This is a genomic window from Dactylosporangium sp. NPDC000244, from assembly GCF_040300725.1.
GTDB lineage: Bacteria > Actinomycetota > Actinomycetes > Mycobacteriales > Micromonosporaceae > Dactylosporangium.
Genome location: NZ_JBEPEH010000022.1, coordinates 84,646 through 97,015, shown reverse-complemented (window position 1 = coordinate 97,015; position 12,370 = coordinate 84,646). Strand labels below are relative to the sequence as shown.

At 73.3% G+C, this 12,370-nt stretch carries 14 protein-coding genes; 5 read left to right on the top strand and 9 right to left on the bottom strand.

The genetic code is table 11. The features are described 5' to 3' along the window. Positions 1–14: 14 nt before the first annotated feature. From ABT369_RS29865 to ABT369_RS29855, 3 genes are read right to left on the bottom strand one after another with little or no spacing between them, the layout of a single operon-like run. On the bottom strand, positions 15–1,172 hold the full coding sequence (locus ABT369_RS29865; protein ID WP_350616909.1) for a hypothetical protein: 1,158 nt from the start codon (positions 1,170–1,172) through the stop codon (positions 15–17). Further along, positions 1,169–1,675 carry a SigE family RNA polymerase sigma factor gene (locus tag ABT369_RS29860; protein ID WP_350616908.1) on the bottom strand — a complete coding sequence of 169 codons (507 nt, stop codon included), beginning with the start codon at positions 1,673–1,675 and terminating at the stop codon, positions 1,169–1,171. Before ABT369_RS29860 ends, ABT369_RS29865 begins: the two co-directional genes overlap by 4 nt. 60 nt (positions 1,676–1,735) lie before the next feature. Continuing rightward, the gene (locus ABT369_RS29855) at positions 1,736–2,302 is read right to left on the bottom strand and encodes a TetR/AcrR family transcriptional regulator (RefSeq protein ID WP_350616907.1); all 567 of its coding nucleotides are present in this window, start codon (positions 2,300–2,302) and stop codon (positions 1,736–1,738) included. Between the two features lie 90 nt (positions 2,303–2,392). On the opposite strand from ABT369_RS29855, the gene ABT369_RS29850 reads away from it, so the two are divergent. After that, on the top strand, positions 2,393–3,277 hold the full coding sequence (locus tag ABT369_RS29850) for an SDR family oxidoreductase (protein WP_350616906.1): 885 nt from the start codon (positions 2,393–2,395) through the stop codon (positions 3,275–3,277). A 65-nt stretch (positions 3,278–3,342) separates the two neighbouring features. On the opposite strand, the gene ABT369_RS29845 is transcribed toward ABT369_RS29850, so the two are convergent. Together ABT369_RS29845 and ABT369_RS29840 are read right to left on the bottom strand one after the other, a co-directional pair. Next, positions 3,343–4,266: a phosphotransferase family protein gene (locus tag ABT369_RS29845; RefSeq protein WP_350616904.1), complete on the bottom strand. Its 924-nt coding sequence runs from the start codon at positions 4,264–4,266 to the stop codon at positions 3,343–3,345. Between the two features lie 104 nt (positions 4,267–4,370). Continuing rightward, the gene (locus ABT369_RS29840; RefSeq protein WP_350616903.1) at positions 4,371–4,919 is read right to left on the bottom strand and encodes a barstar family protein; all 549 of its coding nucleotides are present in this window, start codon (positions 4,917–4,919) and stop codon (positions 4,371–4,373) included. 259 nt (positions 4,920–5,178) lie between these two features. On the opposite strand from ABT369_RS29840, the gene ABT369_RS29835 reads away from it, so the two are divergent. Together ABT369_RS29835 and ABT369_RS29830 are read left to right on the top strand one after the other, a co-directional pair. Next, positions 5,179–6,174, top strand: a complete 996-nt coding sequence (locus ABT369_RS29835; RefSeq protein ID WP_350616901.1) for an AI-2E family transporter — start codon at positions 5,179–5,181, stop codon at positions 6,172–6,174. Then, entirely contained in the window at positions 6,171–6,482 is a 312-nt protein-coding gene (locus tag ABT369_RS29830; RefSeq protein WP_350616899.1) for a hypothetical protein, read from the top strand. Before ABT369_RS29835 ends, ABT369_RS29830 begins: the two co-directional genes overlap by 4 nt. Here ABT369_RS29830 and ABT369_RS29825 read toward each other — a convergent pair. After that, a complete protein-coding gene (locus ABT369_RS29825; RefSeq protein WP_350616898.1) occupies positions 6,479–7,000 on the bottom strand; it encodes a DUF308 domain-containing protein in 522 nt (173 codons plus the stop codon). The two genes, ABT369_RS29830 and ABT369_RS29825, sit on opposite strands and share 4 nt — an antisense overlap. A 120-nt stretch (positions 7,001–7,120) precedes the next feature. On the opposite strand from ABT369_RS29825, the gene ABT369_RS29820 reads away from it, so the two are divergent. Further along, a complete protein-coding gene (locus ABT369_RS29820; RefSeq protein ID WP_350616897.1) occupies positions 7,121–7,558 on the top strand; it encodes an ATP-binding protein in 438 nt (145 codons plus the stop codon). A gap of 7 nt (positions 7,559–7,565) precedes the next feature. On the opposite strand, the gene ABT369_RS29815 is transcribed toward ABT369_RS29820, so the two are convergent. Continuing rightward, a complete protein-coding gene (locus tag ABT369_RS29815) occupies positions 7,566–8,831 on the bottom strand; it encodes a glycoside hydrolase family 30 protein (RefSeq protein ID WP_350616896.1) in 1,266 nt (421 codons plus the stop codon). A gap of 20 nt (positions 8,832–8,851) precedes the next feature. Further along, positions 8,852–10,327 (bottom strand): DEAD/DEAH box helicase, encoded by a 1,476-nt coding sequence (locus ABT369_RS29810; RefSeq protein ID WP_350616894.1) that lies wholly within the window; start codon positions 10,325–10,327, stop codon positions 8,852–8,854. Positions 10,328–10,558: 231 nt separating this feature from the next. On the opposite strand from ABT369_RS29810, the gene ABT369_RS29805 reads away from it, so the two are divergent. Then, entirely contained in the window at positions 10,559–11,125 is a 567-nt protein-coding gene (locus ABT369_RS29805) for an Rv0361 family membrane protein (RefSeq protein WP_350616893.1), read from the top strand. A 61-nt stretch (positions 11,126–11,186) separates the two neighbouring features. On the opposite strand, the gene ABT369_RS29800 is transcribed toward ABT369_RS29805, so the two are convergent. Then, positions 11,187–12,347, bottom strand: a complete 1,161-nt coding sequence (locus tag ABT369_RS29800) for an exo-alpha-sialidase (RefSeq protein ID WP_350616892.1) — start codon at positions 12,345–12,347, stop codon at positions 11,187–11,189. Positions 12,348–12,370: the final 23 nt, after the last annotated feature.

Sequence of the window (12,370 nt, the reverse complement as noted above, 5' to 3'; positions counted from 1 at the left end):
CATCGTAGATCGGCTCAGCGGCAGGCCCAGCGGAAGGCCGCGCGCTGGTCGCCGTCGATCGCGATGCCGACCAGCGTGCCGCGCTCCGAGGCGCCGGTCATCAGCCAGCGCCCGGCGCTCTCCGGCGCCGGCACGGGCGTTGTGCCCGCCTCCGTCCACAGGGTGACGGTCCGGGTGTCGGCGAGCACCACGGTGCCGTCGGCGAGCAGGCCGGCCGTGCCCACGGTCAGCGGGCTCGCCTCGATCGGCACGACCTCGCCGGTGCGCAGGTTCCAGCGCGCCCAGGTCATCGGCGGTCTCGCGGCCCGCCGGCCGTTCGGCTGCGGCACCGAGTTGGCGACGTAGTTGACGGGGCCGGCCGCCCAGTCCCCGGCGATGTCGACCGCCATCCCGCCGGGCTTGCCCGTGGGCGGGGGCAGGGGCCGGGCGGTGCCGTCGGGCGACCACAGGTACGGCTGCGGCGTGGCGCCCACGCTGCCCACGATGCGGCCGTCGGCGGCGATGCCGTATGCGGAGGACTGCTCGCCGTTCGGCGTCGGCAGGAGCTGCGGCCGGCTCCACTGCCCGTGCCGCCACACGACGGCGCGGAAGGTGTTGCCGGGCATGCGGGCGTCGCCCACCACGTCGCCGGTGTCGTTCACCGCCTGGACCCGGACGTTCAGGGCGCCCTTGGGGCGGCCGAGCGCGACGGTGGTGCCGCCGTCGATGACGTACCCGTCGGCGTCACTGTCGTTCTCGACGTTGCCGACCACCGTGCCGCTGCCGTTGACCCCGGCGACGTTGATCCTGGGCACCGCGGCGAACGTGTGCGTCCCGCCCGGCCCGGACACGACCACCGGCATGTCGCCGGCGGCCTGGCTGGCGGCGATGTACCGCCCGGAGCCGTCGACCACCACCCACGCCGTCGGGCCGAGCTCGGGCAGCGGCTCCGCCCCGCACGCGGAGACCGACGGCGAGGGCGTCGGACCCACCGGGGTAGGCCGTGGCTGCGGGCGCTGCTGCGCGAAGGCGACGGCGCCGATGACGACCGCGACGGCCAGGCCGGCCCCGGCCGCGGTCAGGGCCCGGCGGCGGCGCACCCGCGCCCGGCCGCGCGCGATCACGGCGTGCTCGTCGACGCGGCTGTCCGGGACCGGCTCCCGGGTCAGGATCGTGAACGGGTTCTCGCTCATGCCAGGCTCCTCGTCGTCGCGGTGTCCAGGCGGCGGCGCAGGGCGTCGAGGCCCTTGGCGGTGTGCGCCTTCACGGTGCCCTCGGCGAGCCCGAGGAGGTCGGCGACTTCGAGTACCGGAAGATCGCACAGAAATCGCAGCACGAGCACGGTCCGCTGCCGGTCGGGCAGCTCCCGCAGCGCGGCCCGCAGGAGCATCCGCTGCTCGATCTCGGGGTCGGCGGCCGCGACCGGCACGTCGGGCGGCGCGGCCCGCAGGTGCACGCGCGCGAGCCAGCGCCGGCGGTCCCGCAGGCACTCGTGGACGACCATCGTGTGGACGTACCCGTCGAGGTTGGCGACCTCGTGCATGCGTGACCAGCGCTGGTAGAGCACGGTCAGCGTGTGCTGCACCGCGTCGTCGGCCCGGTCCCGGTCGCCCAGCAGGTGATACGCGACGCGGTGGAGCCGCTGTTTGCGGCTCGTGACGTACTGCAGAAACGCTTCTTCCCTGTCCGGGCGCACGCGGTGGGTCCCCTTCCCTGGGCCGATCCACCCCTTCGAGTCCCGTGGGCCGGAAAAGGTTTACCCGCCGGAGGTGACCGCCGCCATCCGGGCCAGGGTCTCGCGCATGGTCGCGGCGAGGTCAGTCGGCTCGGGCCGGCTCACCCAGGTGCCGAAGGCGACCCGCACGACGACGATCCCGGTCTCCGCGGTCAGCGTCGCGTCGGGCTCGGGCACCCCGCGGCGGCGCAGCCCCTCGGCGAGGGCCTCCGACAGGGTCGCCATCTTGATGAGTTCCCGCTCGTACAGCTCCGGGTTCGCCATGATCACGGAGTGCCGCCGCCGCGCGTGGGCGTGGTGGCGCCCGAGGAACTCGGCCCCCGCGTCCAGAGCGGCCACGACCGCCTCGAGCGGCGTCGCCGACGCCGGGGCGGACTCCAGCGCCTCGACGAGACCCTGCTGCAGCTGCTCGGAGCCGGCGAAGAGCACCTCGCGCTTGTCGGCGAAGTGGCGGAAGAAGGTGCGCGCGGTGACCCCGGCGCGGGCGGCGATCTCGGCGACGGTCGTCTGCTCGAAACCGCGCTCGACGTACAGCTGCAAAGCCGCCTCCCCAAGGCGGCCCCGCGCATCAGGCTCCCAGCGTCCCACGTCACACATCCTAAGCCATGTCACACGATGACATGACTGTGCTAGCGTCGGTGATGTCATCAAGTGACATCGTCTCGTAGGGGGACTGCCATGCGCATCTTCGTCACCGGCGCCAGCGGCTGGATCGGCTCCGCCGTCACCGCCGAGCTCCTCGCGGCCGGGCACCAGGTCGTCGGCCTGGCCCGCTCCGACGCCGCCGCCGCGACCGTCGCGAACCTGGGCGCCGAGGTGCGCCGGGGCACGCTGGACGACCTCGACGCCCTGCGCGCCGGCGCCGCCGACTCCGACGGGGTCGTGCACCTCGGCTACAACCACGACTTCTCCCGCATGGCGGACGCCGCGCAGACCGACCTCGCCGCGATCACCGCGCTCGGCGAGACCCTGGCCGGCTCCGACCGCCCGCTGCTCATCGCCTCCGGCGTCGCCGGCCTGCCCGGCAACCCCGTGACCGAGCGCGACTCCGCGGACCCGAGCGGCCACCCGCGCATGGCGAACGCGCTCGCCGCCCTGGCCTTCGCCGAGCGCGGCGTGCGCACCGGCGTGATCCGCTTCGCCCCGACCGTGCACGGCGACGGCGACTACGGCTTCGTGTCCGTCCTGGTGGGCGTGGCCCGCGAGCGGGGCGTGTCGGCCTACATCGGCGAGGGCGGCAGCTGGCCGGCCGTCCACCGCCTCGACGCCGCCGCGCTGGTCCGCCTGGCCCTCGACAAGGCACCCGCCGCATCGGTACTGCATGCCGTCGCCGAGCAGGGCGTGCCCACGAAGGAGATCGCCGAGGCGATCGGCCGCGGCCTGGACCTGCCGGTCAAGTCCATCCCGGCCGAGGAGGCGGTCGCGCACTTCGGCTGGATCGGCCCGTTCTTCGGCCTCGACTCCCACGCGTCCAGCGACTACACGCGGGAGCTGCTCAGCTGGACCCCGACCCACCCGGGCCTGCTCGCCGACCTCGACGCCGGCTCCTACTTCAAGCGCTGACGCGGCCTGCCCGGCTCAGCTCGCGTCCATTGTGGACGATGCACATCGGGCCGGGCGCAGCGTCGCTAGCGCAGCCGGGACCATGGTGCCGGCGGCGACCCGGCAAGGAATCTGAGCAGGTGCAGCATGCGGCTCGCCGGCGGCGCCGACCAGTGCCGCCGACCGGGCCGCGGCGCGGGATCGCGAAGCCGGCCGAGTGCCCAGTGCAGGTGGTACCACAGCAGGCGTGCCTCCCACGCACCGTCGGCCGGCTCCGCTGCGGCGCGGTACGCCTCAACCATCGGGCCGATCTCGCTCAGCGGGATCTTGGCGAACTCGGCGGCCGGGTCGGCCCACATCGCGTCACCCCAGTCGACGATGCCGGCGAGCTCGCCCGTCCGCGGGTCGACGATCAGGTTCTGCGGTGCGATGTCGCCGTGCACCAGCACCTGGCCGGGATCGCTCGGCACGTGCTGTGACAGCCTCGTGAACCAGTCGGTCAGCCACCGCGCGGAGTCGCGGTCGATGCTGCCGGCCGCGGCGAGCTCGGGCACCAGCTCCCACGGGCTCGGCGAGGCGTCCTCGACCGGCAGCGCCGCGAGATCGGGCGCGTCGCCGGGCCGGAGCCGATGCAGCGCGGCGAGCTGCCCGCCGACGTCGGCGTACGCCCGACCGGCGGCGGCGCTCGACGCGTCCCGCTGCTCGAGGTCGATGCCGATCACCCGTTCCAGGACGAGAAACGGCACACCGGCCTCAGCGCGTCCCCGCGTGAAAGACACGACCGCGGGCGTGCGCACCCCCAGCCCGCGGGCAACCGGAATGACCACGGCCTCCTTGGCGAGATCCTCGACGAAATCGTCGGAGCGCGGAATGCGCAGCACAAGGTCGTCACCGAGGAGGAACGCGTGGTTGGCGACGCCGGAGGCGATGGGCCGCACCGCCTCGACCGGGCGGCCGTGCAACGCGGCGATGGCCGCCAGTGACTCGTCGCTGATATGGATGCTCTCCACCGCCCGACTCGGTAGGCGCCGACCCGATTGCCATGCTAACAATCGCGCCACCGCACTACAGCTCGATCGGGTGCGCACCTACGGGGCGGAGAACCACCGCGCCGTCAAGACCATGCTTCGGCCGTGAGCCAGGCCGTGACGCGCCCGTCGACCACCGCGACCTCGGCGTCCCGACCGGACGCCGCGGCCGCGTGGAAGTCGGCGGGCGCGGCGGTGTCGGCGAGGAAGACGAAGTGCAGGGCGAACGGTTCGCGATAGCCGATGGGCTCGCCGTCGGCGTCCAGCGCCACGTTCGCGTGCCACCCGGCCCAGCACAGCACCGAGACGAACAGCCCGAGGAAGTCGGCGCCGAGCAGCACGTCCGCGTGGTCGACGAGCACCGCGAGATCCGGCGTCGCGGAGCCGTGGCCGGGCCAGTCCCGCAGGCAGTCGACGAGCGCGTCCCAGTTGTGGCCGAAGTACGCGGGGAACGCCAGCTCCCGCGCGAACGTCGCGAACAGGGCGCACGGCTCGCGCAGCTCGTGCGCGTCCAGCCGCACCACCTGCCCGCCCTGCCGCAGGACCGCCGCGGCCTCGGCGTCCACCCACGGATCGCCGGCGCGTGCGAAGACCACCCACGGCTCCTGCCGCTCGGTCAGGCTCGGCGTGCTCATGCCCCGATGCTCCCACGCCTCGCGTGCCATGATCGCCGACATGGGACCGGCCCGCCGGGACGGGTCCGGCGTCTGCTACCCCGACTGAGGCGGACCTGCCATGCCGGTGGCAAGCGGCGGGGCCGGGTGAGGCCGCCGGGTGGTCGCGCGGCGGGGGAGGGCTGAGACGCGATGTCGCGGGTAGCGCCCGGCGCATGCTGCCTTCGCCGTCATACGCATCGACACCGCTCGTCACCGCGCGGTGGAACGGGGTGGCCGGGTGAGCGCTGCCGAGGGACGGGTGCGGCGGCTCGGGCGGGCCGGCTGGTCGGTCGCGGGGGTCATCGTCGGCGTGGCGCTGGCCGTGCTCGCGGTCGGGGTGCTGGTACCGCTGCTGATGCCCCTGGTGCTCATGGTCGTCATCGCCGTCACCGTGCAGCCGTTCGTCGTCCGGATGCGCCGGCTCGGCCTCGCGCCCACGGCGGCGACGCTGCTCGGCGCGCTCGTCGTCCCGCTGTGCCTCATGCTCGTCGGCGCGCTGCTCGTGTGGGTGCTCACGCTGCAGGCGGCGGAGTGGCAGCCGGCCCTGGCCGAGGCCGGGCGGCGGCTGCGCGGCGCGCTCGGCACGGACCCGGTGCAGACCGTGCTGCGCTCGGCCCCGTGGCGCACGGCCCTGCTCGGCATCGGGTCGGCGCTGGCCAGCGGGGTGGTCGTCATCGGGCAGGTCGCGGTCGGGCTGCTGGCCGGCTCATACCTGCTGTACTACCTCCTGCGCGACGGCCCCCGCCTCGTCGCGGCGATCGAGCGGCGGCCGGAATGGTCCGACCCCGAGCACCGGCTCGTGCAGCGGGCGGCCGTGCAACTGCGGCGGTACATGGTCGGGACCACCCTCGTCGCGGCCATGGACGCGGCCGTGATCACGCTCGGCGCGGCCGTGCTGCGGGTGCCGTTCCTGCTCACCATCGCCGTCGTCACGTTCGTGGCGGCGTTCGTGCCGTACCTCGGTGCCTGGGTCTCGGCGATCTTCGCCGTCCTGCTCGCGCTCGGCTCCGGCGGCGTCACCACGGCCGTGTGGATGGTCGTCATCGTGATCATCACCCAGAACATCCTCGAGGGTGTGCTGCGCCCGCTGGTGTTCGGCCGCGCGCTCAACCTGCACCCGGTCGCGGTGCTGGCGGCGACCGTGGTGGGCGCGGCCCTGGGCGGCCTCTGCGGCGTCTTCCTGGCTCCGCCCCTGGCCGCGATCGCCCGCACCTGGTGGCTCGCGAGGCGGTGACTCCAGAGGTCATCGGTTGCGGCCACACGAGGCGCTCGGCGGCGTGGAGGGAGGACGAGCGCGCCTGGTACGCACGGGTCGACCGGTGGGTCTGGGGCTGGCTGCGATCGCGGCAGTCCTGCTGGACATTGCCTTCGGCGGTCAGCAACTCTGGCTGCAGCCGCACCTGGAATGCCCATGACCTGCCGTGGTGGCAGCATGACGCGCTCAAGGTAGCCCCCGAGTACCGGGAAGCGATCGGCACCGCGAAGGAGTACACCCGGGTGATCGCACTGCTGCGCCGGGAGGAGCCTGCGGCCGAGCACTAGGCGCGTCGGCGGGCCTGGACCCCGATCGTGATCTCGGCCGCGCCGAGGGCGACCGCGCTGATCCCGGTCAGCAGCACCAGGACGCTCAGCGACAGGCCGGGCCACGTGACGAACGCGAGCCCGAGCAGGATCGCCACCCCGCCGAGCCCGCACAGCCACGCCCGCGTCCGGCCCGCCGCGGCCACGCCGAGCAGCACCGCGCCGAAGCCGATGATCAGCCACGCCAGCCCGATCAGCGCCGACACCGTCAGCACCCCGGCGCGGGCCGAGGTCAGCGACGCGATCGCGAGCACCACCAGCAGGATGCCGAAGAATCCGTCGACGATCCGCTGCACCCGGGCCCGCCGCGGCGGGTCCGGGGCCCGCAGCGCCCCGGCGATGCGCAGCAGCCCGATCAGGAGCAGCCACAGGCCGGCCAGGATGCCGAGCAGCCGGAGCGTCGCGTGGGGCCAGGCGAGCACCGCCGCCCCGAACACCACCGTGGCCGCGCCGACCGCGACCAGCCACCAGAACTTCACAGGTCCACGCTCGGCGACCCGGCGCCGCGGCCCCTCGCCCGGCCGGAGTGAACACCCGGTGGGCGAACTGCGTGTTCGATCGAAGGGTAGAACCCGGGCCGCGGTGGGTATGCCCGCCTGGTGACGACCTTGAGTGTTTCCCCGCCACCGCCGGTGACGACGGAACTGCGCCGGTGGGTCATCGCCGATGTGGCCGAGCTGCACGGGCTGCGCCGGGCGCTGCTCGACGCGCTGACGACCCGGCACCTCGTCGCGGCCCCCGCGCTCGACGACCGGGCCGACCGCGTGCTGCTCGTCGCGTCGGAGCTCGCGACGAACGCCCTCGTGCACGGCCTGCCGCCGAGCGTCGTACGCCTCCTGCTCGCCGACGGCTGCTTCGTGCTCGACATCGCCGACCACGACATGCAGGCGTTCCCGCAGCTGCGTGACGTCGAGCCCCTGGACTCGGGCGGCCGCGGCCTGCACCTGGCCCGTCAGCTGTCGCTGGAGGTCGGCTGGTACGCCACCGAGGACGCCAAGCACATCTGGGCCTCGTTCCCCGCGGTGACGGCCGCCTGAACGGCGCTCAGCCCGGCGGCAGGACCAGGGTGCTGAACGAGTCCGCGGGCAGCCGCGCGGTGACCCGCCGAGCCTCGGCCTGCACCGTCACCGTGACGTCCTCGGCGTTGTCGTTCTGGATGACGACGACGGTACGGCCGTCGGCGTCGACGAACGCGAGCTGGTTCTCGAAGCCGTTGAGGCTCAGCGTCTCCACTACCCGGGCACCGGGCGGGACGAACGCGGTCACGTGCTTGAGCAGGTAGTACTCGGGGTTGTAGACGTACTGCCGGGTCGCCGGGTCCACGGTGACGAGCGAGTTCTGCGGCCACCCCCAGGTGCTGCGGCCGCCCGGGGTCAGGGCGATGTTCCAGTACATGTACGCGTTCGCCCCGTTCGACAGGTAATGCCGCAGCTGTGTCCAGGCGTAGCGGCAGTACCGCCAGTCGTTGCGCCCGTCGCCGCACTCCTGCTCGGTCTGGTAGATGCGCAGCCGTGGGTGCTCGCGATGGATCGCGGCGACGGCGCGCTTGCCCGCCCACTGGAACCCGGCCCCGGCGATCCACCGACCGGCCTGCGGATCGGCGAGCACCCGCGAGACGAGGGTGTCGTCGGCGCGCTCGGCGGTGCCGAGGAAGACGGCCACGTCCCGCGCGTGCATCCGCGGCCCGAGCTGCCGGATGAATCGCGCCAGCCCGTCCGGCGTCCACAGGCAGCTGGGAAACACCTGCGCCGAGTTGAACTCGTTCTGCGGCATCACCATCTCGATCGCGATGCCCTGCCGCCGGTACTCGTCGATGAACCGCCCGAAGTACTCCGCGTAGCTCTCCAGATACGATTCGTCCATCTCGCCGGCCGCGTAGTGCCGGTTCGTCTTCATCCAGGCCGGCGGGCTCCACGGCGACGCCCACAGCCGCAGGCCGGGCCGGTGCCGTCGCGCGGCGTGGATGAAGGGCACGAGCGTCTCGAGGTCCCGCGCGATGCTGAAGTGCTCGAGCGCGACATCGCCGGGGACCTCGTCGTGGGAGTACCAGTCGCGGGCGAAGTCGTTGGCGCCGATCGGCAGGCGGCAGATCGTGAACTGCGCGAACAGCTCCCGCAGCACGTCCTCGCGGTCGGGCTCGGCCAGGGCGCTCAGGGCGTCCCAGCCGAGTTCGTTGAAGCATGCGCCGAACCCCTCGACGACCTGGCGCGGTTCGTCGGTGCGCACCACGATGTCCGGTGGACCGTCGGCGGGCGCTGGGAGGTCACGCTCCTGCCAGAGCGCGTCCCGCGTGCTGACGATCCACGTCATCGGCGAACCTTACCCGGCCGTCAGCGGCCGCGTCGCCCGCCGACCCGGGCTCGTGCGGAGAACGCCGCGGCGCTCGAGGGCGCGCCGGTGGCCGTCGCGCGGGTGGCGCCGCCGCGGCCGGTCGCCGCCGCCTTCGGGGCGGACTCGCGGGTCGTGGCGCGCGCCTTCGGGACCGTGTCCCGGACCGTGGCGCGGGTCTTGGTGCCGGCCTTGGCGCGGCGCGGGCCGCGGCGCGGACGCGACTCCGGCGCCGTAGCCGTCTCGGCCGGCGGGGGCGGCGGCGCGAAGGTCCGCTCGCCCGGGGCCAGCTTCACCAGATGCGGATCGCCCGGGCGCAGGCGCACCGTGGCGGCGGAGATGCCGGCCTTGCGCGTCAGCTCGCGCACCTCGTCGACCTGGTTGTCGGTCATGAGGGTCACGACGGTGCCCTGGGCGCCGGCGCGGGCCGTGCGCCCGGAGCGGTGCAGGTAGGCCTTGTGCTCCACCGGCGGGTCGGCGTGGATGACCAGCCTCACGTCGTCGACGTGGATGCCGCGGGCCGCGATGTCGGTCGCGACCAGGGTCGACACGGTGCCGTCGGAGAACGCGGTCAGGTTGCGGTTGCGGGTCGGCTGGCCGAGGTCGCCATGCAGCTCGACGGCCCGCACCCCGGCGGCGACGAGCCGGCGGGTCAGCACCTTCGCGCCGCGCTTGGTGCGGGTGAACACCACGGTGCGGCCGGGCGCCGCGGCGAGGTCGGCCAGGACCTCGAACCGTTCGTCGGCGCGCACGTGCAGCACGTGGTGCTCCATGGCGGTGACCGGGGACAGCGCCGAGTCGGCGGAGTGGGTGACCGGGTCGGTCATGTACCGCCGCACGAGCACGTCGACGCCCGCGTCCAGGGTGGCCGAGAACAGCAGCCGCTGGGCGCGCGGCGGGGTCAGGTCGAGCAGCCGCCGCACCTCGGGCAGGAACCCGAGATCGGCCATGTGGTCGGCCTCGTCGAGCACGGTGATCTCCACCGCGTCGAGCCGCGCGTGGCCGGCGCGCACGTGGTCGGCGAGCCGCCCGGGGCAGGCCACGACGATGTCCACGCCGGCGCGCAGGCCCGCGATCTGCGGGTTCGGCTTGACGCCGCCGAAGATGGTCAGCGTGCGCAGGCCCAGCGCCTCGGCCAGCGGGGCCATCGCCGCCTGGATCTGGGTGACGAGTTCCCGGGTGGGCGCGAGGATGAGGGCGCGGGGCCGGCCGGGCTGCGGCCGGGAGCGCTGGGCGGCCAGCCGGGTCAGCAGCGGCAGGACGAACGCGTAGGTCTTGCCCGAGCCGGTCCGGCCGCGGCCGAGCACGTTGCGCCCGGCCAGGGAGTCCGGCAGCGTGGCCGCCTGGATCGGCGTGGGCCGGGTGATCCCGGCGTCGGCGAGGATGCCGCTGAGGGTGGCCGGCACGCCGAGTTCTGCGAACGTCGTGGCTGCGGGCGCTGTGGGGGCTTGCTTGTGCTTCGGGCGGCGGGCCGCCATACGGTCTCCGAACGTGAAGGGTGGCCGGGACACTACACCGGCGGAAGTGCCTGGGGATCAGATGCCTGCCAGGCAACACCCCGAAGGATAGCACGTCGCTCTGCCCGGGGTTGGCCCGCCCCGCGCGGGCCGGCGCGGGGCGCCGACGGTCGCGGCGCGGGGCCCGGTCGGTCGATCGGCCTCGGTCATCGGACCGATGGCCGCGATGACCTCGCTGGATACGATGTGCCGGTGACGCACCCGGGGGGACCGCCCGAACCGCAGCCGCCGTACGAGCAGCAGCCGCCGTACGAACAGCAGCCCTACCAGCAGCATCCTTACCAGCCGCCGGTGCCCTGGGCGACCCAGCCGCCGCCCCCGGCGACCCAGCAGCGCGGCGGCAAGGTCGCGCTCATCGGCATCGGCGGCCTCCTCGCGGTCATCGTGCTCGTGGTAGGCGGCTACTTCGTCTTCCAGAAGCTCTTCGTCGACACCCCGACCGAGGTCGTCCAGGCCTACATCGACGAGGCCCGCAAGGACCACCCGGACCGCGACAAGATCGCCGGCATGCTGTGCAAGAGCGAGTCGGACAAGCTGAAGCGGCAGACCGACACCGGCGCATCGGGCACCGCGCCAAGTCGGAACCGCATCATCGACTGGCACGTGACCGGCGAAACCGTCAACGGGGACGCGGCGGTCGTCTACACCAGCTACACGATCAAGTCGTCCTCGAGCAGTGGCCGCACGACGGACGGGCAGCTCGCCCTGGATCTCGTCAAGGAGAACCGGGCCTGGAAGATCTGCGACTTCCAGGCGTAGGAGCGACGGCCGCGGGGTGCTGCCCGCCGGCGGCGAGCGGCGCCCCGCGGAACCGCTGCGACTAGTACTCGTCCTGGGTGCTGCGCATGACCCAGAGGGAGCCGCCGTTGGGGGACATCCCGTTGCCCTCGGTGGCGCTCTTCGGTTTCGCGTTGTACGCCAGGGTGAAGTAGACGCCGCCGCTGACCTCGACGCTGGACGGGTTGGCCTGGTCCGAGGAGCCGGAGTTGTAGATGGCCACCTTCTTCAGCCCGGTCTCGGGCCACCGGGCGAGCGGGTTCTGGATGAGGATGCCGTAGGTCGGGCGCAGCGCCACGCCCTTGTCACCGAACGTGAACAGCACCCGGTCCTGGTTGTTCGGGCCGGAGACCTTCAGCAGATGGTGGGACGAGGCGAAGACCGGCAGCCACTGTACGTCGTAGTAGGAGCCGGTGCCGGTGAACGTGTACGGGTTCCACTTCATGATCTTGACGGGCTGGCCGTTGGACGTGCTGCCCTTGTTCTGCTCGTGCCGGACGGCCGCGATGACCGTGCCGGCGACCTGCACGAAGCTCGGCTCCGTGAAGGTGTCCGTGAAGCCGTCCGCGACCGGGGCGTTCGCGGCGAGCTGGAACGCGTCGGCGAGCAGCAGCCGCGGGTCGCTCACCGGGCGCCAGGTGGCGCGCACGAACCAGGCGCCGGTGTCGTTGTAGACCGGGATCAGCACCTGGCTGACCGAGGCGCCCTGGTCGTCGAGGGCGAGCACCCCGCCGTGCTCGGCGAGCGCGCCGCCGGGGATGCCCGGCACGACGAGCTTCACGGGATCGGTGAAGTTGTTCCAGCCCGGCTTCCAGACCGAGTAGTACACGCCGTCGCTCGGGACGAAGAAGGTGAGCACGACCGCGCCGTCGCGCATCTTGCCGAGCTTCGGGTCGCGCATGTCCTTGTGCAGCATCGTGGACGGGTTCGCCAGGGCGGGGTACGGCGTGACCCAGGTCCACGCCGACCCGCTCTGGGTGCCGAATGAGAGCTGCACGGTGCCCTCGGGGCCGGTGTGGCCCGTCGCGCGGTACCAGACGGCCATGAGCCGGCCGTCGTCGAGCTTGACGATGTCGGGGAACCGGGCCTCGTAGTCGCCGGGTTCCTGGAAGAGCTTCATGTACTGGCTGACCGCGGTGGCCGGTGAGGCGCTGAGCCCCGCCAGGACCGCCGCGGCCGTCAGGATCGCCGCCAATCGCCGCATCGTGAACATGCTCGATATGGCTA